The following is a 26,881-nucleotide window of genomic DNA, read 5'->3' as shown; positions in this document are numbered from 1 at the left end:
AGCCGGCCCCGCCGCGCTAAGATGGAGAGAGCGATGACGAGGTTGCCCCTGATCGCCGCTTTGGCGGGCCTCACGGCCCTTTCAGGCTGCATTCAGCGCGAGGAGATCCTGCAAGGCGAAAGGCTGGACCCGCGCGCGGTGCTGTCCGCCGATGGTCCGGCTGCCGAAGGCGGTATCGTCACCTCGAATGCGGCGCTGTCGCTGCCGCCGGTGCGCGGCAATGCCGATTGGCCGCAGCGTGCCGGCAGCGCGGCCCATGCCTCGGGGAACATGGCGATCGGCGCCGGCACCTCGCGGATCTTTGCCGTCGATATCGGCGCGGCCTCGGATCGCCGCCACCGCATCACCGCCGACCCGATCGTGGCGGCGGGCATGGTCTTCGCCATGGATAGCGGCGCCACCGTCACCGGCACCACGACCGGCGGCGGCCGGGTCTGGAGCGCGGACCTGCGCCCGTCGACCGAACGCGGCGAAAGCGCCTCGGGCGGCGGTCTGGCGTTTGAGGGCAACCGCGTCTTTGCCACCACCGGCTATGGCGAGCTGGTGGCGCTGGATGCGCGCACCGGCGGCGTCGCATGGCGGCAAAAGGTCGATGCCCCGCTGGGCGGTGCGCCGACGGTCGCCAATGGCGTCGTCTATGTCGTCGGCCGCGATGCCGCCGGCTGGGCGGTGCGCGCCAATGACGGCAAGGTGCTGTGGCGCGTCTTCGGCAATGACGCCATGGCCGGGGTGTCCGGCGTCACCGCGCCCGCCGTGTCCGGCTCGACCGTGGTGTTCCCGATGGCGACCGGCCAGTTGCTGGCCGCCGACACCACGACCGGCGCGCAGAGCTGGAGCGCCGATGTCGCCGGCGCGCGGATCGGCCGCGCCATCGCGCTGTTTCGCGACATGACCGGCGATCCGGTCATTGCCGGCGACACCGTCTATGCCGGCACCAGCTCGGGCCGGACCGCGGCCTTTGATCTGGCGACCGGAACGATGAAATGGTCGTCGCGCGAAGGCGCCTCAAGCCCGGTTCTGGCAGCCGGAAACTCGTTGTTCCTGGTCAACGATCAGGCGCAGTTGATCCGTCTTGACGCCAGCAATGGCGCCCGGGTCTGGGCGCAGAAGCTGCCCTATTTCACCGAACAAAAGGTGCGCAAGCAAAGCAAGGTCTGGAACCATTACGGGCCGGTTCTGGCCGGGACCAAACTTTATGTTGCCTCGTCCGACGGCTATCTGCGGGTGTTCGATCCGTCCTCGGGGGCGCTGATCGGTCAGGCCGATATCCCGGGCGGTGCTGCTGCCGCGCCCGCCATCGCCGGACAGACCCTTTACGTCGTCAGCCATGACGGCCAGCTGATTGCCTTCAGATGAGCTTTACCCTCGCCATTGTCGGACGCCCGAATGTCGGCAAGTCCACGCTGTTCAACCGTCTGGTCGGCAAGCGGCTGGCGCTGGTCGATGACCAGCCCGGCGTCACCCGTGACCTGCGCGAAGGGCAGGGCCGTCTGGGCGATCTGCGCTTCATCGTCGTCGACAGCGCCGGTCTGGAAATCGCCGAAGACGACAGCCTGCAAGGCCGGATGCGCCGCCTGACCGAACGCGCCGTGGACGAGGCGGACGTTTGCCTGTTCGTCATCGACGCGCGCGTCGGTGTGACCTCGGCGGACGAATATTTCGCCGATATCCTGCGCAAGCGCGCCAAGCATGTCATTCTGGCCGCCAACAAGGCCGAGGGCCGCGCCGGCGAGGCGGGCGCGCTTGAGGCCTATGCCTTGGGTCTGGGCGAGCCCCTGCGCATCTCGGCCGAGCATGGCGAGGGGATGGACGATCTTTACCGCGTCCTGCTGCCTTTGGCCGAGGAATTCGAGGCCCAGAACATCCAGCAGGCCCCGGAAACCGATGTCACTGTCAGCGATGACGACGACGAGGATGCCGAGGATTGGCGCCCCTCGGCCGCGAAACCCCTGCAGATCGCGGTGATCGGCCGTCCGAATGCCGGAAAGTCCACGCTGATCAACAAGATCCTGGGCGAGGACCGGCTGCTGACCGGCCCCGAGGCCGGCATCACCCGCGATTCGATCAGCGTGACGACCGATTTCATGGGCACGCCGGTCCGCATCTTCGATACGGCGGGGATGCGCAAACGGGCGCGGGTGACCGACAAGGTGGAAAAGCTGTCGGTCGCCGACGGCTTGCGCGCCGTGCGTTTCGCCGAGGTGGTGGTCGTGCTGCTGGACGTGGATATCCCGTTCGAACAGCAGGACCTGCGCATCGCCGATTTCGCCGAGACCGAGGGCCGCGCCGTGGTCGTCGCCGCGAACAAATGGGACCTCGAGGAGGACAAGGCGCATAAGCTCAATGAGCTGCGCGAGGCGTTCGAGCGCCTGCTGCCGCAGCTCAAGGGCGCGCCTCTGGTTACGGTTTCGGCCAAGACCGGCAAGGGGCTGGACCGGCTGCACAATGCCATCCTCAAGGCGCATGAGGTCTGGAACCGCCGCGTCTCGACCGCGCGGCTGAACCAGTGGCTGGGCGCCATGACCGAGGCGCATCCGCCGCCCGCGCCCGGTGGCCGCCGCATCCGGCTGCGCTATATGACGCAGGTCAAGACCCGGCCCCCGGCCTTCGTGGTGATGGCCACGCATACCGACAAGCTGCCCGACAGCTATGCGCGTTATCTGGTCAATGGCCTGCGGGTCGATTTCGACATGCCCGGCACGCCGATCCGGCTGACCTTCCGCGATCAGGGGACCAAGAACCCCTACAAGGATAAGGCCAACAAGATCAATCAGTCCGGGGCGCTGTCCAAGCACAAGGTCCGGCAAAAGCCGAAAAGCGCCTAGGTCGTCACCCGCACCAGGGCCACGGCGATGATGGCGATGGCCAGCACCGTCACCGTGGCGATGGTCGCGTCCGTGGTGACCGTGCCGGCGGCGATCCCGATCAGCCCCCAGATCAGTGCCACGCTGAAGCCGATCCTGCGGCCCAGCCGCAATTGCAGTCTGACGGCGGCAATCGAGCCGATCAGGATGGCGATGACGGCGGCGGCGTCCTGCGACAGACCCAGCGGTGTCTGCAACAGTGCCGCCAGCATCGACAGCCAGACCAGCAGCCCCCAGCCCGCGGCAAAGCCAAGGGCCGAGCTGCGCTCGATCTGATGCCCCTGATGCTGTTGTTCCTGCATCGCCGCGCTGATCAGCCCCACCAGCGTCAGCCCCGCCAACAGAAAGCTAAGGATCGGCGCGGTGGGCACCAGCCATGGCCAGACCGCGCCAAGCGCCAAAGCCCCGATCAGCGGTGCCTGACTTCCCGCTCCGGCCGGGGCGGGGGAAAGCGCGTTGCGCAGCGCGTGATAGGCCAGTGCCGCCCAGGTCATCACCAGCAGCGTCTTCATGCCGATGCCCTGTGGATGCAGAAACAGCGCCGACAGATCGATCCGCTCCGGCTCGGCCGCGAAATACCGGGGCGAGGCCAGCATCCGCGCCATGCCCTCGGCCGACGATCCGACCGACCCCGCATCCATATGCAGCGCAAAGCCCAACGAACTGGCGATGAACCCCAGCGTGGCAAGGATCAGCAAAGATGTGCCGGTGCGCGTCATAGGCGGGAAACGCCCGGCACGGGTGCCGGGTTTCCCATTTTCGCGTCATCGGGGCAATATTTCTTTCCGCTGGCTGGGGTTAGGCCAGTTGCCCATCCGCGCCCAGCCGGGTCTTGCCGCCCAGATAGGGGTGCAGCGCCTCGGGCAGCGTGACCGAGCCGTCCGCCTGCTGGCCGTTTTCCAGGACAGCGATCAGCGTACGCCCTACCGCCAGACCCGAGCCGTTCAGCGTATGGACGAAATCGGGCTTGCCGCCGGCTTCGGGCCGATAGCGGGCATTCATCCGCCGGGCCTGAAAATCGCCGCAATAGCTGACCGAGGAAATCTCGCGATACTTGCCCTGACCGGGCAGCCAGACTTCCAGATCATGGGTGATGCGAGCGCCAAAGCCCATGTCGCCGCCACACAGAACGATGGTGCGGTAAGGCAGGCCCAGCCGCTCCAGCACGGTTTCGGCGCAGCGGGTCATGCGGTCATGCTCGGCCTCGCCGCTCGCGGCATCGGTGATCGAGACCATCTCGACCTTTTCGAACTGGTGCTGGCGCAGCATCCCGGCAGTGTCGCGCCCGGCGCTGCCAGCCTCGGACCGGAAGCACTGGCTATGGGCGACCATGCGGCGGGGCAGGGTGGCCTGCTCGACCAGATCGCCGTTCACGGTATTGGTCAGCGTCACTTCCGAGGTCGGGATCAGCCACCAGCCTTCGCGGGTCTGATAGCTGTCCTCGCCGAATTTCGGCAATTGCCCGGTGCCCTCCATCATCTCGGAGAGCACCAGAACCGGGGTCCAGGTCTCGGTCAGCCCATGTTCGGCGATATGCAGGTCCAGCATGAATTGCGCCAGCGCCCGCTGGATGCGGGCCACGGCGCCTTTCAGGACGACGAAACGCGCCCCCGAAAGTTTCGCGGCGGTCTCGAAATCCATGCCGGGCTTAACGCCTGCGATCTCAAAATGCTCCCGCGGGGTGAAGTCCAGCGCGCGCGGCTCGCCCCAGCGGCGGATCTCGACATTGTCATCCTCGTCCTTGCCCGGCGGCACGCTTGGCAAGGGCAGGTTCGGAATGCCCAGCAGCAGATCGCGCAGCTGGGCGTCCAGCGCAGCGGCCTCGGCCTGCATCTGCTGGGTCTCTTCCTTCTTGGCACTGACCAGCGCGCGCAGCCGCTCGAATTCAGCCTCGTCGCCACGGCCCTTGGCGGCGCCGGCTTCCTTGCTGGCCTTGTTCTGCTCGGCCTGCGCGGCCTCGGCGCTGGCGATACGGGAACGGCGGTCGGCATCCAGCGACAGGATTTCCCCCGAGGCCGGAGGCAGGTTGCGAAGCGCAAGGCCCGCATCGAAAGCGGCAGGGTTTTCGCGGATGGCGCGGATGTCGTGCATGGCTGACCCGTTCCTGAAATGACTGGTGCGGCCCAGATACCGCAAGCCTGCGGCGGGCGAAAGCCTCAGGCGGAACGTCGCGCCTCGTCCAGCATGATGCGCAACACCTCAAAGAACTTCGCCGCCCCCGGATAGCCCTCGAATCGTGCAACCTCCTGCCCGTCCCGCAACAGGATGAAGCTGGGCGTCAGCCAGGGTCGCCGGTCCAGCGCCAGCCCATCCGGATAAGGCCCCTCGACATCGACCATGAACAAGGGCGCCATCCGTCCCTCGGGACGCGAGGCATAGACCGGCCCGATCTCGCGATCCCATTGCGCGCAAAAGACGCAACCGGGCCGGCGCACCATCATCAGCCGCAGCCGGGGCGCCGCCAGCGCGGGGCGCATCCCCGCCAGCGCCACCATCCCGCCCAGAACCAGCCTTCGCCGCATCACACCCCCAAAAACTCTGCCCCAGACCTAAGCCGCGCGGCCATGCGCCGCAACTGCCCGGCGTTTACATGTCTTCCATGTCCAAATATCCACGGGGGTGCGGGGGCAGTCAGCCCCCGCCGACCACCTCGCCACCCAAAGGGACCACATGGACGAGCTGATATGGACGATCTGACGGGGCCGCTGACGCAGGGCAATCGCCGCGCGTTGTCCCGCGCCATCACGCTGATCGAAAGCACCCGCCCCGATCATCGCGCCCGCGCCATGGCGCTGCTGGCGGAACTGCCCCGCCGTCAGGCCCTGCGCATCGGCCTGTCCGGCACGCCCGGCGTCGGCAAGTCCACATTTATCGAGACCTTTGGCAAGATGCTGACCGCGCAGGGGCTGAAAGTCGTGGTCCTCGCCGTCGATCCCAGCTCGGCGCGCTCGGGCGGCTCGATCCTGGGCGACAAGACCCGGATGGAGACCCTGGCCCGCGACCCCATGGCCTTCATCCGCCCCTCGCCCTCGCGCGCGGAACTGGGCGGGGTCGCGCGGCGCACCCGCGAAACCGTCCGGCTTTGCGAGGCGGCGGGCTTTGACGTGGTGCTGATCGAAACCGTGGGCGTCGGCCAGTCCGAGACGCTGGTTGCCGATATGTCGGACCTGTTCATCCTGCTTCTTGCCCCGGCGGGCGGCGACGAATTGCAAGGCGTCAAGCGCGGCATTATGGAAATTGCCGACATCATTCTGGTGAACAAGGCGGACGGGACCCTGCGCGATACCGCCCTGCGCACGGTCGCCGATTATGCCGGCGCGCTGCGGCTTTTGCGCAAGCGCCCCCATGACCCCGAGGGCTTTCCCCGCGCGCTACCGGTTTCGGCAGTGACAGGCGAGGGGCTGGCCCGATCCTGGGACGCCATGCAGGAACTGACCGGTTGGCGGCGCGAAACCGGGCATTTCGACGCCCGCCGGGCCGAACAGGCGCGGCAATGGTTCCTGTCCGAACTGCGCGCCGGGCTGCTTGCCCGGCTGGATGCGCCCGGGGTCCGCGCCCGCCTGCGCGAAACGGGCGATTCGGTTGCCCGGGGCGCGGTCGATCCCGATTCGGCCGCCCGGCAGATGCTGGACTGGCTGGGCGCGGGACAGCCGGAATGACCCAGACGCCCGACCGGCAGACACAATTGGGCGCATGGCTGGGCCATCCACCGCACCCGCTGACCGGGCAGGCAGAATTGGCCGCCGCATGGATTGCAACACCCCTGGGCGAGATGGTCTGCGTCACCGACCCGCATCGCCTGCACCTGCTCGAGTTCATCGAGCGCCGCGCCTTGCCCAGGGAACTGCGCCGCCTGTCGAAATCCGCCAAGGGCCGCATCGGGCTGGGCCACAACGCCCTGACCGACCGGGTCGAGGCGCAGCTATCCGCCTATTTCGCGGGAAAAACCGCCGATTTCGACCTGCCCTTGGCGCTGCATGGCACGGCTTTCCAGAAACAGGTCTGGCACGAACTCATGCGCCTTCCCGCCGGGGCGCAGATCAGCTATTCGGACCTCGCCCGCCGTCTGGACCGGTTTGACGCCACCCGCGCCGTGGCCGGGGCCAATGGCGCGAACCAGATCGCGCTGGTGATTCCCTGCCACCGGGTTCTGGGCGCGGACGGGTCCTTGACCGGCTATGGCGGCGGCCTTTGGCGCAAAGAGGCGCTGATCCGCCACGAACGCACAGCCTTTGCCGGGCGTCCGGCGTGACGGGGCGGTCATGCGGGCCAAAAAGGCTTGACCTTCCCGCATCCACGTCTTATCCCGCGCAACAGATTTCCGGGCGCTGCCACGCGGCGCCCTTTCATATTGCGGGCCCGGCCCGCTGGATCGAATCGAAGGAACAAGATCATGTCGCGCGTTTGCGAACTGACCGGCAAAGGCCCGATGAGCGGCAACAACGTCTCTCACGCCAACAACAAGACCCGTCGCCGTTTTCTGCCGAACCTGAACGAGGTTTCGCTGATCTCGGAGAAACTGGGCCGCAGCTACCAGCTGCGCATCTCGGCTGCGGCGCTGCGCTCGGTCGACCATCGTGGTGGCCTTGACGCCTTCCTCGCCAAGGCGAAAGACGTCGAGCTGTCGGACCGCGCCCTGAAGATCAAGCGCGAGCTGGCGAAAGCCTGATCTGCTTCTGCTTTGGCGGGCCAGTCGATTCGAGGCCTGCCAGCAGATGCAAGACGCCCTGCCAATCCGGCGGGGCTTTTTGCGTTTCCGCGCCACGTGCATGTGACAATGCGCGCCCCGAAACCGGGGTGCATGTGCCGCCCGCCCGCGCTAGCCTTGATGGCGAATCGTGCCGGAGGTCCCATGAAGTCTTTCATCCCCGCCCTTGCCATTGCCCTGATGCCCCTTGCCGCCGCCGCTGAGGGCACGGTCAGCGTCCATGACGGCTATGCCCGTGGCGCCAATCCGAAATCCGGCGCCGCCTTCATGGTGATCGAGAATGCGGGCACCACCGCCTGCACGCTGATGGGCGCCACCTCGGACGCCGCCGACAAGGCCGAGCTGCATACCAGCCGGGACGAGCGCGGCGTCATGAAGATGGTCGCGACCGGCCCCATCGAGATCGGCCCCGGCAGCAGCCACGAACTGGCGCGGGGCGGCGACCATGTCATGCTGATGGGGCTGAAGGCGCCGCTGAAGGATGGCGAAACGGTTCCCCTCGTGCTGGATTTCGGCGATTGCGGGCTGATCCATATCGCGCTGCCGGTCGATAACCAGCGCAAGCCCGGTGCGGCGGGCGCGGATGACGGCGATCATGCCGGCCATGGCACGATGACGCATTAGGGCGCGGTGCTGGCCTCGGCGATCAGGGCCTCGACCTTGGGGCCAAGGCTTTCGACGATCAGCGCCACCCCCTTGGCCGAGGCATGCAGCCCGTCCTGTTGCAGCAGTTCGGGCAGTTCGTCCGGGCGCGCGATCAGCGGCTGATACAGGTTCTCCATCAGCAGCGTGTCATGGCGCTCGGCAAGGCGCGGCCAGATCGCGGCCCAGTCCCGTTGCAGCTCGGGGCTGATCCGGGGCGAGGCGATGCCCACCAGCAGCAGCGGCTTGTCGCCCTGTCCGGCCTGGGTCAGGATTGATTGCAGGTTGTCCTCGACCATGGCGGGCGAAAAGCCCATCAGCAGGTCATTTCCGCCCAGCTCGACGATGACCGCATCGGGACGGTTGCGGGCGATGGAGTAGCCGATCCGTACCCGCCCGCCGGCGGTGGTATCGCCCGAAAGCCCGCCATTCAGCACCAGAACGTCATGGCCCCGCGCCGTCAGCCAGTTCTGCAATTGCGGCACCAGCCCGTCCCTGGGCGGCAGGCCATAACCCTCGGTCAGGCTGTCGCCAAAGGCCAGGATGCGCAGCGGCTCGGCCCATGCGGGCGTCGCGGCCATCAGGAAGGTCAGGGCAAGGGCTTTCAGGTTCATCCGGCACGCCTCAATCGTAACGCATTACTGACCACAAAGACCGAGGACAGCGCCATCGCCCCCGCCCCCAGCATGGGCGAAAGCTGCGGCCCGCCGAACGGCACCAGCGCCCCCATGGCCACGGGAATCAGCGCGGTATTATAGGCAAAGGCCCAGAACAGGTTCTGCCGGATATTGCGCATGACTGCATGCGACAATCGGATGGCGCGCGGCACGCCCTGCGGATCGCCCCCGACCAGTACCACCTCGGCCGATTCGATGGCGACATCAGTGCCGGTGCCGATGGCAATGCCGGTTTCCGCCGCCGCCAGCGCCGGCGCGTCATTGATGCCGTCGCCCACAAAGACCGTGCCCGCGCCCATGTCGCGAATGGCGGCAAGCTTACCCTCGGGCAGGACGCCCGCCAGCACCCGGTCGATGCCCAGCTGTCGCCCGACCGCCTCGGCCGTGGGCTGCACATCGCCCGAGATCATCGCGGTTTGCAGCCCCAGTTCGTGCAGCTCGGTCACGGCCTGCGCGGCCTCGGGGCGGATCGGATCGGCCAAGGCCATGGCAGCGACGTGGCGGCCGTCCACGGCCAGATGCACCGGGGTCGCGCCGTTCCGCGCCCAGCTTTCCGCTTGGGCGATCAGACCGGGCGCGGGCGCGATGCCCGCCTCGGTCAGTGCGGTCGCATTGCCGATCAGCAGGGTGTGGCCGGCGACCTCGGCGCTTAGCCCGCGTCCGATTGCGGCCTGCACGGTGCGAACGGGCAGCAGCTCCAGCCCCTGATCGCGGGCGGCGGCGGTGATCGCGGCGGCAAGGGGATGTTCTGAACGGGCCTCGGCGCTGGCGGCCAGTTGCAGGGCCGCGCTGCGGTCGATCCCGTCGGTTGCCATTTCGGTCAGGGCGGGGGCGCCTTTGGTCAGGGTGCCGGTCTTGTCAAAGCCGACGATGCGCGCCTCGGCCAGCCGTTGCAGCGCGTCGCCCCGGCGAAACAGCACGCCCAGTTCCGCGCCGCGCCCTGTCCCCACCATGATCGAGACCGGCACCGCCAGCCCCATCGCGCAGGGGCAGGCGATGATCAGGACGGCAATCGCCGCGACCATGGCCTGACCCACGGCACCAGTGAAAACGATCCACAGCGCAAAGGTCAGCAAGGCCAGCCCGATCACCACCGGCACGAAAACGGCGGTGATGCGGTCGACCAGTGCCTGCACCGGCAGCTTCGTGGCCTGTGCGTCCTCAACCAGCCGGATGATGCGCGCCAGGACCGTGTCCGCGCCGGTGGCGGTTACGCGATAGGCCAGCGCCGCGCTGCCATTCACGGTGCCGCCGGTGACCGGATCGCCCGGAGATTTGGGGGCGGGCACCGGCTCGCCGGTCAGCATGGATTCGTCGATGGCGCCAGCGCCCTCGGTCAGGATGCCGTCCACGGCGACCCGCTCGCCCGGGGCCAGATGCACGATATCGCCGGGGCGCAGCGCCTCGACCGGGGTATCGAGGATCTGGCCGCCGCGCTCGACCCGGGCGGTCTTGGGGGCCAGTTCGATCAGCCGGCGGATGGCGTCGCCCGCCTGACCCTTGGCGCGGGCCTCAAGCCAGCGGCCCAGCAGGATCAGGGTGACGATGACGGCGGCGGCCTCGTAATAGACATGGACCGAATCCGCCGGCAGCAGGCCGGGGGCAAAGGTTGCAACGGTGGAATAGGCCCAGGCGGCCCCGGCCCCCAGTGCCACAAGGCTGTTCATTTCGGGGGCGCGGCGGATCAGGGCAGGGATGCCGACGCGGAAAAAGATCCGGCCCGGTCCGGCCAGAACGGCGGTGGTCAGGATGAATTCAAGGACCCACAGTGTCTGGCGGCCCAACGTGCCATGCAGCCAGTGGTGCAGTGCGGGCAAGGCATGACCGCCCATTTCCGCGACAAAGACCGGCAGGGTCAGCGCCAGCGCGATCAGGAAGTTGCGTTTCAGCCGCGCCGCATCGCTGCCATGGTCATGCATATGCGGTGCGCTGTCGTGCTGGATCTGCGCGGGATAGCCCTTGGCGGTCACGGTCTGGGCCAGCGCCTCGGCGGTCACGGCGGCAGAATGGTGGATATGGGCGGTGCCGGTGGCAAGGTTCACCTGCGCGCCGGTGACGCCGGGCAGGGCCGCCAGCGCCTTTTCGACCCGGCCCACGCATGAGGCGCAGGTCATCCCCTCGACCATCAGGCGGGTTTCCTGCGGTTGGGCCGGATAGCCCGCCTTTTCCAGCGCGGCGACGGCGGCGGGCAGGACCTCGGGCGCCGAGGCGTGAAAATGGGCACGGCCGGTGGCAAGGTTCACCTGCGGGTCGCGCAGCCCCGGAACGGTGGCCAGCGCCTTTTCGACGCGGCCCACGCATGAGGCGCAGCTCATGCCGGTGACGGTCAGCTCAGCTTCCCGGCCCGGCGCAATCTCTTGATGTTTCATCGGTTTCGTCCTGTCAGAATGGCGGTTTGGCGCGATTCAGACAGGGCAGGGTGGGGCTTGCGGCCTTCGGGGAGAATGCAGGACCGGCTGATGCGCTAGGGGCACGCCATCCTGCCGGGCATGCCAGCGCAGGGGATGCGCATCCCCGGCCAGTTGCGGGCGCGCGGCGATGTGACAGCGGCAGCCACGCCCGCCCCGGCCCCGGCACAGATGCGGGGCGCGCGTCGCCGCACGGCGCGGCGGAACGGTCTGGGGGTGGCAGTTCGGACAGCTCATCGCGGATGGTCCCTTTCAGATGCAAGCTAGGCACGTCCGCCCGATGTTTCAAGCGCGTCACGGCGCTTTGAGTTGATCCCGCGCCCCCAAGCCGCTAGGCGATGAAGTTACAGGTACAAGATTTCAGGACGCACAGATGAACCGCAGACAGATGCTGATGGTCACGCTGCCGCTGGTGGCCGCGCCCACCTTGCTGATGGCACAGGCCAAGAACCCGCCCCCGGCTCCCGTCGCCAAGACCGAAGCCCGCCGCGACCCCTATGCCCCGACCGAGGTCGCCATCCGTCCCGATTTCGAGGTCGGCAGCATCGTCGTGGTCTCCAAGGACTTCTTCCTTTATCACGTCGTCGCGCCGGGCCGGGCGATCCGCTACGGCGTCGCCGTGGGCAAGGACGAGCTGGTCTGGAAGGGCCGCGCCACCGTCGGCCGCAAGACCGAATGGCCGAGCTGGAAACCGACGCCGGCGATGATCAAGCGCAAGCCCGCACAATACGGGAAATGGGCCGACGGCATGCCGGGCGGCCCGACGAACCCGCTGGGCGCGCGGGCGCTCTATCTTTATGACGGGCGCGGCAATGACACCTCGATCCGCATCCATGGCACCACCGAGCCGGGTTCGATCGGCCGCGCGGTCTCGAATGGCTGCCTGCGCATGCGCAACGAGGCGGTGATGGACCTCTATGAACAGGTCCCGGTCGGCACCCCGGTCTATGTCTATTAATTGGACATCCGCCTGACATCCTTGTCGGATCCGGCGCTGGCCGGGTTCGACATGCTGATCGACACCCGCGCCCCCTCGGAATTCGCCGAGGATCGCCTGCCCGGCGCGGTCAATCTGCCGGTCCTGTCCGACGCGGAACGCGCGCAGGTCGGCACGATCTACAAGCAGGTTTCCCCCTTTGATGCCCGCAAGCTGGGCGGCGCCATGGTCGCCGCCAATGCCGCGCGCCATATCGCCGGGCCGCTGGCCGGGTTCGGCGGCGGCTGGCGGCCATTGGTCTATTGCTGGCGGGGCGGGCAGCGTTCGGGCGCCTTCGCCACCATCCTTCAACAGATCGGCTGGCGCGTCGGCCGGATCGAGGGCGGCTACAAGGCGTGGCGGGCGCTGGTCGTCGCGCGTGTCACGGCCCCGGTCGCAGCCCCGGTCATCGTGCTGGACGGCAATACCGGCAGCGCCAAGACCGAGATCCTGCACCGGCTGGCGGCGCGCGGCCATCAGGTCATCGACCTTGAGGGGCTGGCCAATCATCGCGGCAGCCTGTTCGGCGCCATGCCCGGCGGCCAGCCCGGCCAGAAGCTGTTCGAAGGCCGGCTGGCCATGGCGCTGGAGGGGATCGACCCGACCCGCCCGCTGCTCGTTGAGGCCGAAAGCTCGCGCATCGGCGATCTGAACCTGCCGCGCGGCATCTGGGCGGCGATCACTGCCGCCCCGCGCCTGCGTCTGACCGTCCCGGTCGAGGCCCGCGCCGCCTATACCGCCCGGACCTATGCCGAGGCCGCCGCCGACCCTGCGCGCGTGGCCGGCATCATCGACAGCCTGCGCCCCCTGCATCCCGCCGAGCGGATCGAGGACTGGCTGCGCCTGACCGATGCCCATGACTGGGCCGGCTTGTCGGCGGGTCTGATGCGTGACCATTACGACCCGCGCTATGAAAAGCACCGGGCGCGGCATGACGATGGCCGCGGCCCGGTTGTGGTTCTGGACGATCTGAGCGATCTTGACGCGGCCGCCAGCAAGGTCGAGGCCGCGCTGGCCCGTTAATATCCGCTGCGCAGAAAGCGGCGCAGCACCTTCTCCAGCTTGGCCGCACCCAAGGGCGCCATGGCCTTGGTATGCTCATGGCTCAGCGATTCATCCGACAGCCCGGCACCCATATTGGTGATGACTGAAATGGCCGCGCAGCGCAGGCCAAGGAAGCGGGCAAGGATGATCTCGGGCACCGTGGACATGCCCACCGCATCGCCGCCGATGATTTGGGTCATGCGGATCTCGGCCGGGGTTTCAAAACTGGGGCCGGAGAACCAGCAATAGACGCCCTCGGGCAGATCGACCCCCTCGGCGCGGGCGGCACCCGCAAGGGCTGCGCGCAGCCCGGCGTCATGGGCGTCGGTCATCGGCTGGAAACGCGCATCGGTGCGCTCGCCGATCAGCGGGTTCGCGCCCGACAGGTTGATGTGGTCCGACAGCATCATCAGCGATCCGGGCTGCATCCCGGCGCGCACCGAGCCCGCGGCATTGGTCAGGATCAGCTTTTCCGCGCCCAGCCCGGCCAGCACCTCAAGCGGCAGGCGCATGACATCCGGCTTGCCCGATTCATAATAATGCGCCCGCCCGCCAAAGACCGCGACGCGCCGTCCCTCAAGCTGGCCGATGACCAGTTGCGGCACATGGCCAGAGACCCCGGCATGGGGAAAGCCCGGCAGGTCGGAATAGGGGATCGCGACCCCCTCGACCGTGCCCGAGATATGGCCAAGGCCGGAACCAAGGATCAGCCCGTATTCCGGGGCCTCGGCACCCGCGCGGTCCCGGATCAGGCGGACAAGCTCAGCGCTCTTTGACATAGGGCTCTCCTCCGGCGCGGGGCGGAATGGCGCGGCCGACGAAACCGGCCAGAATGATGACGGTCAGGATATAGGGCAGCGCGTTCATGAACATCGAGGGGATGGTGACAAAGCCCAGATCAAGGTCGGGAAAGCGGTTGCTGACCGCCTCCATCAACCCGAAAAGGAAGGTCGCGAAGAGCGCGGGCCACGGCCGCCACTTGGCGAAGATCAGCGCCGCCAGCGCGATATAGCCGCGCCCGGCGGTCATGTCCTTGACAAAGCCCGCCGAAATCCCGGTCGCCAGATACGCCCCGGCAATGCCGCAAAGAACGCCGCAGATCGCCACCGCCGCATAGCGCATCCGGGTAACCGAGACGCCGGCGGTATCGACCGAGGCCGGGTTTTCCCCCACCGCCCTCAGCCGCAGCCCGAAGCGCGTGCGGTAAAGCACCCACCAGGTCAGGGGCACCAGCGCAAAGGCCAGATAGACCAGCACCGTATGCCCCGAAATCACCTCGGCATAGATCGGTCCGATCACCGGCACGCCGCGCAGGTTCTCGGCAAAGGGCAGGGTGATGGCGTGAAAGCGGGCATCCCCTTCAAGCGAGGGGGTGCGCCCGCCAAGGCCAAAGATCTTCTGCCCCAGCAGCACGGTCAGCCCGGCGGCCAGAAAGTTGATCGCGACCCCCGAGATAAGCTGATTGCCCCGAAAGGTGATCGAGGCGAGCCCATGGACCAGAGACAGCGCCAGCGCGCCGCCGATCCCGGCCAGCAGCCCCAGCCAGACAGTGCCGGTGGCATAGGCGACCGAGGCCGAGGTAAAGGCCGCCATCAGCATCTTGCCCTCAAGCCCGATATCGAAAATGCCGGCGCGTTCGGAATAAAGCCCGGCCAGGCAGGCCAGCAGCAAGGGGGTCATCAGCCGCACGGCGCTGTCGACGATCTGCAGAATGGTTGCGAAATCCATCACGCCCCCCCGCGCTTGCGCATCGCCATGAAGAACCGCTCCAGCGGCATCCTGACCATATTGTCCAGCGCCCCGGTGAACAGGATGACCAGCGCCTGAATGACGATGATCAGCTCGCGCGGGATGGTGGTCCAAAGCGCAAGCTCACCCCCGCCCTGATACAGGAACCCGAACAGCAGCGCGGCCAGGAATACCCCGAACGGGTGGTTGCGGCCCATCAGCGCCACGGCGATGCCGATGAAACCGGCGCCCTCGACGGCGTTGAAGATCAGCCGCTCGGCCTCGCCCATGACATTGTTGATCGCCATCAGCCCGGCCAGTGCGCCGGAAATCAGCATGGCGATGACGATGATGCGGGTTGGGCTGATGCCGGCATAGACGGCGGCCGGCTCGGACTTGCCAAGGGCGCGGATCTCATAGCCCAGACGGGTGCGCCAGATCAGCAGCCAGACCAGCAGGCAGGCGCCGATGGCGATGAAAAAGGTGATGTTGGCGGGGGTGTTCTTGCCCCATTCAAAGCCCAGCCCCAGCGCCATGTCCGACAGTTTCGGCAGATGCGTCGCGGGCGGAAAGCTGGCCGAGGCCGGGTCCATGCTGCCCTGCGGACGCAGCACATTGACCAGCAGATAGTTCAGCAGCGCCGCGGCGATGAAGTTGAACATGATGGTGGTGATGACGATATGGCTGCCGCGCCGCGCCTGCAGCCAGGCCGGGATCAGCGCCCAAAGCGCCCCGAAAAGCGCCGCGCCCACCATCGCCGCAGGCAAGGCCAGCGCCCAATGCGGCCAGGGCAGGTAAAGCAGCACCAGCGTGACGCCCAGCCCGCCGATCGCCGCCTGACCCTCGCCGCCGATATTGAACAGCCCGGCATGATAGGCGACCATCACCGCAAGCCCGGTAAAGACGAAATTCGTCGCGTAATACAGCGTATAGCCCCAGCCATAGCTGGACAGCAGCGCCCCCTCGACCATGACCTTCAAGGCTTCGACCGGGCTTTCCCCGATCGCCAGGATCACCAGCGCCGAGATGGCAAAGGCCAGCACAAGCGAGATCAGCGGCGTCAGGATCACATCCGCCCATTTCGGCATACGCTCCATCACCATCCCCTCATCTGCGGGTTTCTTTCATGTTCAAATATCCCCGCCGGAGGCACCAAAGCGCGCCTCATGCGCCAGCCTCCGCATCCTGATCCGAGGGCGCAACCCCCGCCATCAGGCAACCCAGATCGCCGGCCGTGGTCTGCTCGGGCAGCCGCTCGCCCATGATGCGGCCGTCAAACATCACCGCGATGCGGTCCGACAGCGACATGATCTCGTCCAGTTCGACCGAGACCAGCAGCACCGCCTTGCCGGCATCGCGCAGCGCCACGATGCGCTTGTGGATGAATTCGATGGCGCCGATATCGACCCCGCGCGTCGGCTGGCCGATCAGCAGCAGGTCGGGGTTGCGCTCGACCTCGCGCGCAACGACGATCTTTTGCTGGTTGCCGCCGGAAAAATTCTTCGAGGCCAGATCCGGGTTCGGCGGGCGCACGTCGAAACGCTCGATCTTGCCCACGGCGTCGGCGCGGATCGCGGCATTGTCCATCATCAGCCCGTTCTGGAATTCGGGCGCGTCGTGATAGCCGAAGGCCACGTTTTCCCAGGCGGTGAAATCCATGATCAGCCCCTCGACCTGCCGGTCCTCGGGGACATGGCCGATGCCGGCGCGCCGCCGCGCCCGCGCGTCCGAGCCTTTCAGGGCCAGGGGCTGGCCCTTCAGCGTGATCTCGCCGGCAAGCTTTGCGCCGGGTTCGGGATAGCCGCCCAATATCTCCAGCAGTTGTGTCTGGCCGTTTCCGGCCACGCCGGCGATGCCGACGATCTCGCCGGCGCGGATGCTAAGGTCGATGCCGCGCAGCCGCTCGACACCGTCGGCATCGACCATGCGCAGGTCGCGCACCTCCAGCACCGGGGCGCCGGGCCGGGCGGGGGCCTTGTCCACGCGCAACAGCACCTTGCGCCCGACCATCAGCTCGGCCAGCGCAGTGGGGTTCGTCTCGGCGGTCTTGACCGATGCGACCATCTCGCCGCGGCGCATGACCGAAACATTGTCGGTGATCTCCATGATCTCGCGCAGCTTGTGGGTGATCAGGATGATGGTTTTGCCTTCGTCGCGCAGCCCGCGCAGGATGCGGAACAGGTGATCGGCCTCGGCCGGGGTCAAGACGCCCGTGGGCTCGTCCAGGATCAGGATATCGGCCTGGCGATACAGCGCCTTGAGGATCTCGACCCGCTGCTGATGGCCGACCGACAGTTCCTCGATCAGGGCGTCGGGATCGACCTGCAATTCATATTCCTCGGCCAGCCGCTTCAGCTCGGCCCGCGCGCGGCCCAGTGAGGTGCGCAGCATCGGCCCGTCCTCGGCGCCAAGGATGATGTTTTCCAGAACGGTGAAATTCTGCACCAGCTTGAAATGCTGGAAGACCATGCCGATGCCGGCGCGGATCGCGGTCAGGCTGTCGGTGATGGCGATGGGCTTGCCGCCGATCAGGATCTCGCCGGAATCGGGGCGGTAAAAGCCGTAAAGGATCGACATCAGCGTCGATTTCCCGGCGCCGTTCTCGCCGATGATGCCGTGGATGGTGCCGCGCGGCACCAGCAGATCGATGCCCTTGTTGGCCTGAACCGGCCCGAATGCCTTGGAAATCCCCCGCAATTCGATTGCGGGGGCCATGTTTTCAGCGCCGGAGCGTGCCGTCATTACTGCACCGGGCAGGTATTGTCGGTCATGTAGTCATGCACCTTGATCGTGCCGTCGATGATGCCTTTGCTCGCGGCATCCACGGCGGCCTGCATCTCGGGCGTGACCAGCGGCTTGTTGTTGTCATCCATGGCGACCGAGACCCCGCCCGAGGCAAGGTCCATCACTTTGATGCCCGGTTCGACATCGGCACCGGCCTTGAAGGCGTCATAGACGGAATTGTCCACGCCCTTGACCATCGAGGTCAGCACCTTGCCCGGATGCAGGTGGTTCTGGTTGCTGTCCACGCCGATCGACAGGATGTTCGCATCCGCCGCCGCCTGCAGCACACCGATGCCGGTGCCGCCCGCCGCCGCATAGACGACATCGGCGCCCTGCGCGACCTGCGCCTTCAGCAGCTCGCCGCCCTTGACCGGGTCGTTCCATGCGGCGGGCGTGGTGCCGGTATAGTTGATCAGCACCTTGGCATCGGGCTTGGTCGCCTTGACGCCCTGCGAATAGCCGCATTCGAACTTGTGGATCAGCGGCACGTCCATGCCGCCGATAAAGCCCACCGTCCCCGATTTCGAGGCCATGGCCGCCATCACGCCCGCCAGATACGAGCCCTGCGGTTCCGAGAAGACGATCGACTGGACGTTCGGCTTTTCGACGACCATGTCGATGATGACGAATTTCGTGTCGGGATAGTCGCCGGCGATCTGGCCCAGCACCTCGCCAAAGGCAAAGCCGGTCATGACGATGGGGTTGGCGCCGGTCTCGGCCAGCCGGCGGAGCGCCTGTTCGCGCTGCGCCTCGGACTGCATTTCCAGTTCCTTGTAGCTGCCGCCGGTTTCGGCCTTCCAGCGCTCGGCGCCGACATAGGCGGCCTCGTTGAAGGATTTGTCGAACTTGCCGCCGAGATCGAAGATCAGCGCCGGATCGGCCAGCGCGGCCAAAGGCAGCGCGCTCAGGCAGGCGCCGGTCAGCAGGGATTTCATCAGGGACATGTCGAACCTCAAATCTGACAGGGGCGATTCAGCCCCGGGATTGCCGGATTAGGGCGCATGGGCCGGAAGCCGTCAACAGGCTTGTCGCAGATTACAGGTCGCGCCGCATGACCATGGCGTCGATGCCGGGGGCGTAATAATCGCGCCTTGTGCCGGCCCGCTGCCAGCCTGCGCTGGCATAAAGCGCAATGGCCGGCGCATTGTCCGAGGCGACCTCGAGGAACGCCTCGCGCGCGCCGCGTTCAGTTGACGTATGGGCAAATTCGGTCAGCAGGGCGCGGCCAAGGCCCATGCGGCGGGCCTCGGGGGCGACGGCAAGGGTCAAAAGCTCGGCCTCGTCGGCGACCACGCGGCCAAGCAGAAAGCCCTGCGGCCGAATCAGCAGGAAATTCAGCCGGTTGCCGAGGAGGTCGGAAAACTCGGCCGCCGACCATGGCCGGGGATGGGCGGGAAAGCAGCGCGCATGCAGCGCCGCCAGATCTTCGGGGGTCATGGCAGCATGACCGGGCCACGGTCGCGGGCGGGCGCGGCATCGGCGGGGCGCAGATAGATCGGTGCCGGGCGCGGCAGGTCGGGCATGGCGCGGCGCGCCTGCGCGATGCGGGCGATGCCCTCGGCCAGCGGCATCAGCGGATGGGCCAGCGCCGGGCCGGGCGGCATGTCCTCGGGCAGGTCCTGCCGGGGCGGGGCGTCCTGTTCCGGGTCGGGGCCGAAATCCTGCCAGATCAGCCCGGCGGGACGCGCCGGGATCGCCACGCGGCAGGGGCGGGGCAGGCCGCAGGCCATGGCCTCGGTCACGCTGACCCCTACCGCCGGAATGCCCAGCGACAGCGCGAGCCCGCGCGCGGCGGCGACCGAGATGCGGATGCCGGTGAAATTTCCCGGCCCCGTGCCGCAGCCGATCACCGAGAGATCGCGCCAATCGACGCCGGCGCTGGCCAGCATGTCGTCCAGCAGCGGGAACAGGCGCTCGGCCTGACCGCGCGCCATGTCCTCGTGGCGCTGGATCAGGACGCGGTCGCCTTGCAGCAAAGCGGCCGCGCAATGCGCGGCCGATGTGTCAAAGCCAAGTGACAGCGTGTCAGGCAACGGGTCGGACCTCGGTCACTTCGGGGATGTAATGGCGCAGCAGGTTCTCTATGCCCATTTTCAGCGTCAGCGTGGACGAGGGGCAGCCGGCGCAGGCGCCCTGCATGTGCAGATAGACCACGCCCCGGTCAAAGCCGTGGAAGGTGATGTCGCCGCCATCCTGAGCCACGGCGGGACGCACGCGGGTGTCCAGCAGTTCCTTGATCTGGTTGACGATTTCGGCGTCCGGGCCGTCCTGATCGTTATGGCCGCTGGTCGAGGCGCCCTCGATCACCGGGGCGCCGGACTGGTAATGCTCCATGATCGCGCCCAGAACCGAGGGCTTGAGATGATCCCAGACCGCGTCGTCGGCCTTGGTCACGGTGACGAAATCCGAACCCAGGAACACGCCGGTCACGCCCGGCACGGCAAAGATGCGGCGTGCCAGCGGGCTGGCAGTGGCGGATTCGGGGGCGGGGAAATCGGCGGTGCCGCTGGTCAGAACCGTCTCGCCCGGCAGGAATTTCAGCGTGGCGGGGTTCGGGGTGGTCTCGGTCTGGATGAACATGGCGGACTCCTCTGCCCGTAAAGCTTTGCTGGGGATATGGGGATTGCAGGGGGGGCAAGTCAAGCAAAAGCCCCCGCAATCACCTGCGACAAAGCTGCGGCAAGGTTGTCTGGCGGCGATCCCGGTCCCGGCCTGTGGTGTCAGGTCACCTGTTCCAGCCGCTCGCGCGAGATGTCGCCGGGAACGATGGTGATGGGGCAGGGCAGCGTCGCGACCTCGCGCAAAAGCCGGGTGACCAGCGGGCCGGGGCCGGTGCTTTCCAGCGAGGCGGCCAGCACGACGACGCCGATTTCGGGGTCGTCATGGATCTGGGCGATAAGCTCGGCGCCCGGCTCGCCCTCGCGCACCACCAGTTCGGGATCGACACCGGGCCGGTCGCGCATCCATTTGGCGAAAACCTCGAAATGCGCCTCGATCCGCTCATAGGCTTCGGCGCGCATGACATCGGCAACGCCAAAGCCATGCTGGATCGAATTGGCCGGAATGACGGACAGCACCTGCACGCCGCCGCCGGTCTTGGCCGCGCGCATCGCCGCATAGCGGATCGCGTTCAGGCTTTCGCGAGAATCATCGAGCACAACCAGAAATTTCCGCATTCTATCGCACCGATGGTTGCCGCATGGGCGAAGACTGGCCGAAAGGACACGTTCGCGCAACCCTCGTGCAGATTTCCCCTTGCGGATGTTTTCATTTTATTGGTGCTGTGTTACGGCAGGAAAGTTGAACCAATGGTTAATGCGCAGGGCGGGATTGTGACAATTCATCACGATTTGGACAATGCCGATCGCCGCGACCTGGCCTCGCTGACAAGCAAGGGGCTGGAGTGGCTGGCCAGCGAACACAAGGTCGACCGCGTCGGGATGACCTTTGGAAAGCGCGCTTTCGACATCTGCTTTGCGCTGGTGCTGCTGATACCGCTGTCCTTCGTCATCGCGCTTGTGGCCGTGATCCTGTTGGCGACGCAGGGGCGGCCATTGTTCTATGTGGCGCCGCGCATGCGCGCCCCGGGCGAGCAGTTCGACCTGCTGAAATTCCGCACCATGCTGCGCGAGGATGACGATTCCGGTGCCACCGGCGCGCATAAGCACTGGCGCATTACCCCGATCGGGCGATTCCTGCGCCGCACGCGCATCGACGAATTGCCGCAGCTATTCAATATCCTGCGCGGCGACATGAGCTTTGTCGGCCCGCGCCCGCCGCTGCGCGAATATGTCGAGCGCTTCCCCGCGCTTTACGGGCAGGTGCTGAAGAACCGGCCCGGCGTCACCGGTCTTGCGACGATGATCTATCACGCGCATGAGGACCGGATCATGGGTAATTGCCAGACCGCCGAGGCCACCGAGGCGGCCTATTACCGCCGCTGCCTGCCGACCAAGCTGCGTCTTGACCTGATTTATCAGCGCCGCTGCAGCTTGCGCGTGGACCTGTGGATCATCTGGCACACGCTGATGACCGTGGTGATCCCGAACTGGCAGGGGCGCTGCCGTCGCCGCATCCCCAGCGACCAGCAGCCGATGACCATTCAGGACGAACAGCGCCGGGCGCATGTTCCTGCCGAATAGGCCCGCAGAGAGTTTCCCCGCCTAGCCCGCGAAGGGATCGTGCGGATAGCCCACCCCCGTCAGATATAGCCCCTGCGGCGAACAGACCGGCCCGCAAGCGGCACGGTCGCGCGCCTGTAAGGCCTCGGCCACGCGCTCTGGCGGCCATGATCCGGCGCCCACGCGTTCCAGCGTGCCGACGATCGAGCGCACCTGATTGTGCAGGAACGACCGCGCGCGCAGGGAAAAGCGGTATTCGCGGCCCTGCGGGATGTCGCGCTCCTCGATGGTGATCTCGTCCAGCGTCTTTACCGGGCTGGGCGACTGGCACATGGTCGAGCGGAAGGTGGTGAAATCGTGCCGCCCGATCAGATGCGCCGCGCCCGCGCGCATCGCGTCCGCATTGAGCGGGTTCAGCACCTGCCAGACCTTGCCGCGATCATGGGTGACGGGGGCGCGGCGGGCGATCAGCCGGAACAGATAGCGCCGCTCATGCGCCGAGAAGCGGGCGTGGAAATCGTCGCCAACGCGCGCGGCGGCAAGGATGGCGACGGGTGCGGGTTTCAGGTGCCAGTTCAGCGCCTCGGAGAGCCGGAAAGGGTCCCAGTCGCGCGTCAGATCGGCATGGGCGACCTGTCCGGTGGCATGAACGCCGGCATCGGTGCGGCCGGCCGCCGCGATGCGGGCGCCGGCCTTGAAGCCGAGGTCAAGCCGCGCCAGCGCGGCCTCGATGGCGCCCTGCACGCTGGGCTGGTCGGCCTGGGCCTGCCAGCCGGCAAAGGGCGCGCCGTCATATTCGATCAGCAGGGCAAAGCGGGGCATGGTCGGGATCGTCTCAGCGGCGCTGCTTTTCGCCCTCGCGCGGGATCAGCAGGTCGTCCAGCGTCATCGGGCGTTCCAGTTCCGCAGGCTCGGCGGCCTTGGCGGCGGGGCGCAGCCCTTCGCGGGCAAGGCGGTCGCGCAGCACGCCGATCTCGATATCCAGATCGGTGCGGCCGCCCTCGATCAGCTTGCGGGTGCGGGCGGCGAATTCGGTTTCCAGATCGTTGAGCAGGTTTTCGTAATCCTGCCGGGCGCGCGCATCGTGGGTCTGGGCGTAAAGGTCCGAGAACTTGACCGTCGCGTCGCGGGCGCCCTGCAGATAGACGCCCAGATAGCGCCGCGCGGCGGCGATGTCGCCGGGGTCTTCCTCGACCCGGGCGAACATGTCGCGGGCGGTGGCGGCGAACATGGCGACGCGCGCCTCAAGCCGGCGGTCGCCGGTGCGCAGGATGGCGTCCTGCATGGCGGCCAGATGCGCCTCGCCCTCGGCGACGATGCGTTGAGCGCGGTCCTGCTGGAAGGTGTCGACCCCCTCCATGCCCTTGTCGCGCATGGGGTCGGTGCCGAAGGACAGCCAGTGCAGCAGCGCCCCGGCGACGCCGATGATGCCGGCGCCGATCTCGGCCCCCGGCTCATAGGCGCCGATGGCAAGGCCAAGCCCGGTCAGGATGCCGCCGAAAAGCTTGCGCGGAATGGCGGGGCGGCGGGCGACACGGCGGGCGTCATAGGCTGCCTCGGCCTGAAGGCCCTCGCGGGTCATCCACATGCCGGCGGCGATGGTGCCGAATGCGGCCAGATGCGTGGCAAGCCCGGTCGGGTCCTGCCAGAAGGCGCTGATCAGGAAAGGGATCGCCATGATCGTGACCCAGCGGGTGCGCGATTCCAGCGGGTGGCGCATTTCGCCGGGATGGGGGCGTGCGGGCGGACGCGGGTCCGATCCGTCCAGCCGGGTCTGTTGCGGCGAGAAGCGGCCTCCGAAGCGCTTGGCCATGGCGTGCCCCCTCAAGCCGCGCCTGCGAACGAGGCGTAAAGCGTCAGCCCCATCAGCAGGAAAAAGGACAGGCGGCGCATCGCTCGTTCGGACATGGGGTTCCTTTCAGCCGGACGGTCTGGATATAGGGCGCGGCCACGGCCAAAGAAAGGGCCGGGCGGGGATTTGCCGGCACCATGGCGCGAATGCCGCTTATTCCTGCGCCCCGGTGGTCTGGCGAAAGCTGGCATAGGCATCCAGCGCCCGCTGCCGCCCGGCCTCAAGGGTGACACGGGCGGGGGGCAACGCCCTCTGGCTGCGGGGCAGGGTGGCGCGGTAATCTGCCGCGCGCGTTTCCAGCCACAACTGGCGATAGCGCCCGGCGGGGTCGTGGCGCTCGGCCTGGGTTTCGGGATTGAAAATGCGGAAAAACGGCGAGGCATCCGGCCCGCAGCCCGCCACCCATTGCCAGTTCATTGCATTCGCCGCCGGGTCCCAGTCGCTCAGGCTGTCCTGGAAATGCGCCAGCCCCAGCCGCCAGTCGGTCAGCAGGTGCTTGGTCAGCCAGCTTGCGACGACCATGCGCACGCGGTTGTGCATGCGCCCCGTCACCCGCATTTCGCGCAGGCCCGCATCGATCAGGGGGATGCCGGTTTCCGCGCGCCGCCATGCTTCGGCCTGATCGCTGTCGCCCTGCCACGGGAAATCCCGCCATTCCGGCCGCCATGGAGCACTGGCCATCTGCGGAAATTCGATCAGCAGGTGCCAGGCGAATTCGCGCCAGATCAGTTCCGACAGGAATTTTTCGACGCCCGCGCTGGCGGCAGGGGTGTCGCGGCCGCGCGCCCGGGCCAGCGCCCAAAGGCTGCGGGGGCTGATCTCTCCCAGCGCCAGATGCTCGGACAGGCCCGAGGTCGCCTCAAGATCGGTGCGGTCGCGGCGGGTTTCGTAATCCGTCACGCGGTCCAGAAAGGCATCCAGCCGCGCGAGCGCCGCCGCCTCGCCCGCAGGTACGGCGTGGCGGTCCAGCACCGCACGGCCTCCATGCAGGTCGGGGGCGAGGTTCAGGTTTTCCAGCGCCAGCCCCTTGGCGGGTGGGGCGGCCTGCGTGATCCGCTCGGGGGCGGAGGCACCGGGCTGGTCGGGGCCGATGCCGCGCAGGGTACGGGCAAAGGGCGTATAGACGCGGTAACTGCCGCCGGTCTTGGTGCGGACCAGACGCGGATGGATCAGCAGATGCCCGGGATGCAGCACCAGCCGCCTGCCGCCTACCTGCAAGGCAGCGTCCACCCGCGCCTGCAGCACCCGCATTTCCGGCGCCGGCCAGTCGCTTTGATGCACCTTGGCCGCGTCTAGGGCGGCGGCAAGGCCGGGCAGAAGCTGATCCGGCTCGCCCCGCAGGATCAGGACGCCCTGACCCGAGCGGCGGCGCAGCTCCGCGTCAAAGGCCCGCAAGCCGCGTTCCAGCCGCCAGCGGCTTGCGGCGCCCTGCGCCATCAGCAATCGGTCGATGAAAAAGACCGCCAGCACCGGCCCCCGCGCCGCCGCCGCCAGCGCGGCATTGTCGGAAAAGCGAAAATCGCGGGTCAGCCAGAAGATGGCGGGGGGCGGGGACATCGGCGGTTCCATGGGGCGCTATAGGGGGCGGGCTGGTGGCAATAAAGCAGCAGCGCCGCGCCGAGGCCAGCCCCGGCTTGCCCCGGCCATTTCTCAGCGATATGGCGGAACGATGACCCTTGCCCGCTACGCCCCCCATCTGCGCGCGACGCTTGCGCTTGGCCTGCCGCTGGTCGGCAGCCATCTGGCGCGCATGGCCATTGGCGTGGCCGATACGGTCATGGTCGGCTGGTACGGGGTCGAGGAACTGGCCGCGCTGGTGATCGCCACCTCGTTCTTTCACATCCTGTTCTTTCTGGGCATGGGGTTCGGCATCGGCGTGATGGGGCTGATCGCCGCCGCCATCGCCCGCGACGACCAGATCGAGGTTCGCCGCTCGACCCGGATGGCGCTGTGGCTGTCGATCATCTTTGCCGTGCTGGTCACGCCCCTGATGTGGTTTTCCGAACCGATCCTGCTGGCCATCGGACAGGAACCCGTGGTGGCCGCCCTGGCGCAGGATTATCTGCGCATCGCCGGTTTCGGATTGCTTCCGGTGCTGTGCGGGCTGACGCTGAACAGCTATCTGGCCGCGATGGAGCGCACGCAGGTCGTTCTGTGGATCACGCTGGCCGGGCTGCCGCTGAACGTGTTCCTGAACTGGGTGCTGATCTTTGGCAATCTGGGCGCGCCGGAACTGGGTGTGCGCGGGGCGGCGATTGCCTCGGTCTCGGTTCAGAGCTTTCAGCTGGTGCTGCTGCTCGCCTATGCGGCATGGCTGCCCTCGGCGCGGAAGTACCGGCTGTTCCAGCGTTTCTGGCGCGCCGACCGGGCCGAGCTGAAGGCCGTCTTTCTGCTGGGCCTGCCCATCGGGCTGACCATGGTGGCCGAGGGCGGGCTGTTTGTCGCCTCGAACGTGATGATGGGCTGGATCGGCACGCGCGAGCTGGCGGCGCATGGGATCGCGCTGCAACTGGCCTCGATCACCTTCATGGTGCATCTGGGCATGTCGAACGCGGCGACCATCCGCGCCGGTCAGGCCAAGGGGCGGGGCGATGCGCCATGGATGCGCGACGGGGCGATCACGGTGACGGCGGTGTCCTTTGCCGTCGCGGTGCTGGCGGTGGCGATCTTCGTGCTGTTCCCGCGCCAGCTTGTCGGGCTGTATCTGGACGCAAGCGACCCCGAGACGCCGGTGCTGATCGGCATTGCCACCGGGCTGATGTTCTATGCGGCGCTGTTCCAGCTGACCGATGCCATGCAGGTGATCGGGCTGGGCCTTTTGCGCGGCGTGCAGGACACGCGGGTGCCGATGATCATCGCCGCCGTCAGCTATTGGCTGATCGGCATGCCCATCGCCTACGGCCTTGCCTTTGGCCTTGGCATGGGGCCGGGCGGGCTGTGGCTGGGTCTGGTCGCCGGGCTGACGGTCGCCGCGATCCTGCTGATGCGCCGCTTCTGGCGCGGCTTCGCGCGCGGGGACTGGACCCGCGCGGCGCAGCCGGGCTAGGCTCGGCCCGAAATTCAGGTCAGGAGAGAGG

27 protein-coding genes are annotated in these 26,881 nt (G+C 67.5%); 10 read left to right on the top strand and 17 right to left on the bottom strand.

Features of this window, described 5'->3' with window-relative positions:
• Positions 1 to 33 precede the first annotated feature (33 nt).
• Both DFP89_RS02750 and der read left to right on the top strand, forming a co-directional pair.
• A complete protein-coding gene (locus DFP89_RS02750; protein ID WP_114347863.1) occupies positions 34 to 1,356 on the top strand; it encodes a PQQ-binding-like beta-propeller repeat protein in 1,323 nt (440 codons plus the stop codon).
• A complete protein-coding gene (gene der, locus DFP89_RS02745) occupies positions 1,353 to 2,825 on the top strand; it encodes a ribosome biogenesis GTPase Der (protein WP_114347862.1) in 1,473 nt (490 codons plus the stop codon). Before DFP89_RS02750 ends, der begins: the two co-directional genes overlap by 4 nt.
• On the opposite strand, the gene DFP89_RS02740 is transcribed toward der, so the two are convergent.
• The 3 genes from DFP89_RS02740 to DFP89_RS02730 form a co-directional block, all read right to left on the bottom strand.
• Entirely contained in the window at positions 2,822 to 3,583 is a 762-nt protein-coding gene (locus DFP89_RS02740) for a hypothetical protein (protein ID WP_114347861.1), read from the bottom strand. The two genes, der and DFP89_RS02740, sit on opposite strands and share 4 nt — an antisense overlap.
• 79 nt (positions 3,584 to 3,662) lie before the next feature.
• Positions 3,663 to 4,955 (bottom strand): serine--tRNA ligase, encoded by a 1,293-nt coding sequence (gene serS, locus DFP89_RS02735; protein WP_114347860.1) that lies wholly within the window; start codon positions 4,953 to 4,955, stop codon positions 3,663 to 3,665.
• Between the two features lie 65 nt (positions 4,956 to 5,020).
• Positions 5,021 to 5,386: a thioredoxin domain-containing protein gene (locus DFP89_RS02730; RefSeq protein ID WP_114347859.1), complete on the bottom strand. Its 366-nt coding sequence runs from the start codon at positions 5,384 to 5,386 to the stop codon at positions 5,021 to 5,023.
• 162 nt (positions 5,387 to 5,548) lie between these two features.
• On the opposite strand from DFP89_RS02730, the gene meaB reads away from it, so the two are divergent.
• From meaB to DFP89_RS02710, 4 genes are all read left to right on the top strand, one after another.
• Positions 5,549 to 6,523, top strand: a complete 975-nt coding sequence (meaB, locus tag DFP89_RS02725) for a methylmalonyl Co-A mutase-associated GTPase MeaB (protein ID WP_114347858.1) — start codon at positions 5,549 to 5,551, stop codon at positions 6,521 to 6,523.
• Positions 6,520 to 7,116: a methylated-DNA--[protein]-cysteine S-methyltransferase gene (locus tag DFP89_RS02720; protein WP_114347857.1), complete on the top strand. Its 597-nt coding sequence runs from the start codon at positions 6,520 to 6,522 to the stop codon at positions 7,114 to 7,116. The genes meaB and DFP89_RS02720 overlap by 4 nt, the downstream gene beginning before the upstream one ends.
• 141 nt (positions 7,117 to 7,257) lie before the next feature.
• On the top strand, positions 7,258 to 7,533 hold the full coding sequence (gene rpmB / locus DFP89_RS02715; RefSeq protein WP_114347856.1) for a 50S ribosomal protein L28: 276 nt from the start codon (positions 7,258 to 7,260) through the stop codon (positions 7,531 to 7,533).
• Positions 7,534 to 7,716: 183 nt separating this feature from the next.
• Positions 7,717 to 8,196: a copper chaperone PCu(A)C gene (locus DFP89_RS02710; protein ID WP_114347855.1), complete on the top strand. Its 480-nt coding sequence runs from the start codon at positions 7,717 to 7,719 to the stop codon at positions 8,194 to 8,196.
• Here DFP89_RS02710 and DFP89_RS02705 read toward each other — a convergent pair.
• A complete protein-coding gene (locus tag DFP89_RS02705; protein ID WP_114347854.1) occupies positions 8,193 to 8,828 on the bottom strand; it encodes an arylesterase in 636 nt (211 codons plus the stop codon). The genes DFP89_RS02710 and DFP89_RS02705 overlap by 4 nt on opposite strands.
• A complete protein-coding gene (locus DFP89_RS02700; protein ID WP_114347853.1) occupies positions 8,825 to 11,260 on the bottom strand; it encodes a heavy metal translocating P-type ATPase in 2,436 nt (811 codons plus the stop codon). The genes DFP89_RS02705 and DFP89_RS02700 overlap by 4 nt, the downstream gene beginning before the upstream one ends.
• A gap of 412 nt (positions 11,261 to 11,672) precedes the next feature.
• Between DFP89_RS02700 and DFP89_RS02695 the strand changes: the two genes are divergently transcribed.
• Positions 11,673 to 12,257, top strand: a complete 585-nt coding sequence (locus DFP89_RS02695) for a L,D-transpeptidase (RefSeq protein WP_114347852.1) — start codon at positions 11,673 to 11,675, stop codon at positions 12,255 to 12,257.
• Positions 12,258 to 13,298 (top strand): tRNA 2-selenouridine(34) synthase MnmH, encoded by a 1,041-nt coding sequence (gene mnmH, locus DFP89_RS02690; RefSeq protein WP_114347851.1) that lies wholly within the window; start codon positions 12,258 to 12,260, stop codon positions 13,296 to 13,298.
• Here the strand turns inward: mnmH and DFP89_RS02685 are convergent.
• The 9 genes from DFP89_RS02685 to DFP89_RS02645 all read right to left on the bottom strand — a co-directional run bounded on the left by DFP89_RS02685 (position 13,295) and on the right by DFP89_RS02645 (position 21,007).
• The gene (locus DFP89_RS02685; RefSeq protein WP_114347850.1) at positions 13,295 to 14,098 is read right to left on the bottom strand and encodes a purine-nucleoside phosphorylase; all 804 of its coding nucleotides are present in this window, start codon (positions 14,096 to 14,098) and stop codon (positions 13,295 to 13,297) included. The genes mnmH and DFP89_RS02685 overlap by 4 nt on opposite strands.
• Complete coding sequence (locus tag DFP89_RS02680; RefSeq protein ID WP_114347849.1) at positions 14,082 to 15,047, bottom strand: ABC transporter permease; 966 nt, start codon at positions 15,045 to 15,047, stop codon at positions 14,082 to 14,084. Before DFP89_RS02680 ends, DFP89_RS02685 begins: the two co-directional genes overlap by 17 nt.
• Entirely contained in the window at positions 15,047 to 16,144 is a 1,098-nt protein-coding gene (locus tag DFP89_RS02675) for an ABC transporter permease (protein ID WP_114348073.1), read from the bottom strand. Before DFP89_RS02675 ends, DFP89_RS02680 begins: the two co-directional genes overlap by 1 nt.
• A 67-nt stretch (positions 16,145 to 16,211) precedes the next feature.
• Complete coding sequence (locus DFP89_RS02670) at positions 16,212 to 17,762, bottom strand: ABC transporter ATP-binding protein (RefSeq protein WP_245948576.1); 1,551 nt, start codon at positions 17,760 to 17,762, stop codon at positions 16,212 to 16,214.
• Positions 17,763 to 17,788: 26 nt separating this feature from the next.
• Complete coding sequence (locus tag DFP89_RS02665) at positions 17,789 to 18,775, bottom strand: BMP family lipoprotein (RefSeq protein ID WP_114347847.1); 987 nt, start codon at positions 18,773 to 18,775, stop codon at positions 17,789 to 17,791.
• A 91-nt stretch (positions 18,776 to 18,866) separates the two neighbouring features.
• Positions 18,867 to 19,268 (bottom strand): ribosomal protein S18-alanine N-acetyltransferase, encoded by a 402-nt coding sequence (gene rimI, locus DFP89_RS02660; protein ID WP_114347846.1) that lies wholly within the window; start codon positions 19,266 to 19,268, stop codon positions 18,867 to 18,869.
• Positions 19,265 to 19,864 carry a tRNA (adenosine(37)-N6)-threonylcarbamoyltransferase complex dimerization subunit type 1 TsaB gene (gene tsaB, locus DFP89_RS02655; RefSeq protein ID WP_114347845.1) on the bottom strand — a complete coding sequence of 200 codons (600 nt, stop codon included), beginning with the start codon at positions 19,862 to 19,864 and terminating at the stop codon, positions 19,265 to 19,267. The genes rimI and tsaB overlap by 4 nt, the downstream gene beginning before the upstream one ends.
• Positions 19,857 to 20,411, bottom strand: coding sequence for a NifU family protein (locus tag DFP89_RS02650; RefSeq protein ID WP_114347844.1), 555 nt, complete (start codon positions 20,409 to 20,411; stop codon positions 19,857 to 19,859). The genes tsaB and DFP89_RS02650 overlap by 8 nt, the downstream gene beginning before the upstream one ends.
• Before the next feature lie 140 nt (positions 20,412 to 20,551).
• A complete protein-coding gene (locus DFP89_RS02645; protein WP_114347843.1) occupies positions 20,552 to 21,007 on the bottom strand; it encodes a universal stress protein in 456 nt (151 codons plus the stop codon).
• Positions 21,008 to 21,163: 156 nt separating this feature from the next.
• On the opposite strand from DFP89_RS02645, the gene DFP89_RS02640 reads away from it, so the two are divergent.
• Positions 21,164 to 21,973: a sugar transferase gene (locus DFP89_RS02640; protein ID WP_114348072.1), complete on the top strand. Its 810-nt coding sequence runs from the start codon at positions 21,164 to 21,166 to the stop codon at positions 21,971 to 21,973.
• Between the two features lie 21 nt (positions 21,974 to 21,994).
• Here DFP89_RS02640 and truA read toward each other — a convergent pair whose 3' ends face one another.
• From truA to DFP89_RS02625, 3 genes are all read right to left on the bottom strand, one after another.
• Positions 21,995 to 22,774, bottom strand: coding sequence for a tRNA pseudouridine(38-40) synthase TruA (gene truA, locus DFP89_RS02635; RefSeq protein ID WP_114347842.1), 780 nt, complete (start codon positions 22,772 to 22,774; stop codon positions 21,995 to 21,997).
• A 13-nt stretch (positions 22,775 to 22,787) separates the two neighbouring features.
• Complete coding sequence (locus tag DFP89_RS02630) at positions 22,788 to 23,765, bottom strand: 5-bromo-4-chloroindolyl phosphate hydrolysis family protein (protein WP_114347841.1); 978 nt, start codon at positions 23,763 to 23,765, stop codon at positions 22,788 to 22,790.
• Positions 23,766 to 23,957: 192 nt separating this feature from the next.
• Entirely contained in the window at positions 23,958 to 25,361 is a 1,404-nt protein-coding gene (locus DFP89_RS02625) for a cryptochrome/photolyase family protein (protein ID WP_114347840.1), read from the bottom strand.
• A gap of 112 nt (positions 25,362 to 25,473) precedes the next feature.
• Here DFP89_RS02625 and DFP89_RS02620 point away from each other — a divergent pair, with 112 nt between their 5' ends.
• Entirely contained in the window at positions 25,474 to 26,850 is a 1,377-nt protein-coding gene (locus DFP89_RS02620) for an MATE family efflux transporter (protein ID WP_114347839.1), read from the top strand.
• The last annotated feature ends 31 nt before the right edge of the window (positions 26,851 to 26,881 follow it).

Source organism: Paracoccus lutimaris, from assembly GCF_003337565.1.
Lineage (GTDB): Bacteria > Pseudomonadota > Alphaproteobacteria > Rhodobacterales > Rhodobacteraceae > Paracoccus > Paracoccus lutimaris.
Note: the sequence above shows the minus strand (reverse complement) of the source record. Positions and strands in the feature narration are given on the sequence as shown.

Excerpts from the sequence above, each read along its gene's own strand:
- DFP89_RS02750 (WP_114347863.1), top strand. The coding sequence starts at position 34 with ATGACGAGGTTGCCCCTGATCGCCGCTTTGGCGGGCCTCACGGCCCTT.
- der (WP_114347862.1), top strand. The coding sequence starts at position 1,353 with ATGAGCTTTACCCTCGCCATTGTCGGACGCCCGAATGTCGGCAAGTCC.
- DFP89_RS02740 (WP_114347861.1), bottom strand. The coding sequence starts at position 3,583 with ATGACGCGCACCGGCACATCTTTGCTGATCCTTGCCACGCTGGGGTTC.
- serS (WP_114347860.1), bottom strand. The coding sequence starts at position 4,955 with ATGCACGACATCCGCGCCATCCGCGAAAACCCTGCCGCTTTCGATGCG.
- DFP89_RS02730 (WP_114347859.1), bottom strand. The coding sequence starts at position 5,386 with ATGCGGCGAAGGCTGGTTCTGGGCGGGATGGTGGCGCTGGCGGGGATG.
- meaB (WP_114347858.1), top strand. The coding sequence starts at position 5,549 with ATGGACGATCTGACGGGGCCGCTGACGCAGGGCAATCGCCGCGCGTTG.
- DFP89_RS02720 (WP_114347857.1), top strand. The coding sequence starts at position 6,520 with ATGACCCAGACGCCCGACCGGCAGACACAATTGGGCGCATGGCTGGGC.
- rpmB (WP_114347856.1), top strand. The coding sequence starts at position 7,258 with ATGTCGCGCGTTTGCGAACTGACCGGCAAAGGCCCGATGAGCGGCAAC.
- DFP89_RS02710 (WP_114347855.1), top strand. The coding sequence starts at position 7,717 with ATGAAGTCTTTCATCCCCGCCCTTGCCATTGCCCTGATGCCCCTTGCC.
- DFP89_RS02705 (WP_114347854.1), bottom strand. The coding sequence starts at position 8,828 with ATGAACCTGAAAGCCCTTGCCCTGACCTTCCTGATGGCCGCGACGCCC.
- DFP89_RS02700 (WP_114347853.1), bottom strand. The coding sequence starts at position 11,260 with ATGAAACATCAAGAGATTGCGCCGGGCCGGGAAGCTGAGCTGACCGTC.
- DFP89_RS02695 (WP_114347852.1), top strand. The coding sequence starts at position 11,673 with ATGAACCGCAGACAGATGCTGATGGTCACGCTGCCGCTGGTGGCCGCG.
- DFP89_RS02685 (WP_114347850.1), bottom strand. The coding sequence starts at position 14,098 with ATGTCAAAGAGCGCTGAGCTTGTCCGCCTGATCCGGGACCGCGCGGGT.
- DFP89_RS02680 (WP_114347849.1), bottom strand. The coding sequence starts at position 15,047 with ATGGATTTCGCAACCATTCTGCAGATCGTCGACAGCGCCGTGCGGCTG.
- DFP89_RS02675 (WP_114348073.1), bottom strand. The coding sequence starts at position 16,144 with ATGGAGCGTATGCCGAAATGGGCGGATGTGATCCTGACGCCGCTGATC.
- DFP89_RS02670 (WP_245948576.1), bottom strand. The coding sequence starts at position 17,762 with ATGGCCCCCGCAATCGAATTGCGGGGGATTTCCAAGGCATTCGGGCCG.
- DFP89_RS02665 (WP_114347847.1), bottom strand. The coding sequence starts at position 18,775 with ATGTCCCTGATGAAATCCCTGCTGACCGGCGCCTGCCTGAGCGCGCTG.
- rimI (WP_114347846.1), bottom strand. The coding sequence starts at position 19,268 with ATGACCCCCGAAGATCTGGCGGCGCTGCATGCGCGCTGCTTTCCCGCC.
- DFP89_RS02650 (WP_114347844.1), bottom strand. The coding sequence starts at position 20,411 with ATGTTCATCCAGACCGAGACCACCCCGAACCCCGCCACGCTGAAATTC.
- DFP89_RS02645 (WP_114347843.1), bottom strand. The coding sequence starts at position 21,007 with ATGCGGAAATTTCTGGTTGTGCTCGATGATTCTCGCGAAAGCCTGAAC.
- truA (WP_114347842.1), bottom strand. The coding sequence starts at position 22,774 with ATGCCCCGCTTTGCCCTGCTGATCGAATATGACGGCGCGCCCTTTGCC.
- DFP89_RS02630 (WP_114347841.1), bottom strand. The coding sequence starts at position 23,765 with ATGGCCAAGCGCTTCGGAGGCCGCTTCTCGCCGCAACAGACCCGGCTG.
- DFP89_RS02625 (WP_114347840.1), bottom strand. The coding sequence starts at position 25,361 with ATGTCCCCGCCCCCCGCCATCTTCTGGCTGACCCGCGATTTTCGCTTT.
- DFP89_RS02620 (WP_114347839.1), top strand. The coding sequence starts at position 25,474 with ATGACCCTTGCCCGCTACGCCCCCCATCTGCGCGCGACGCTTGCGCTT.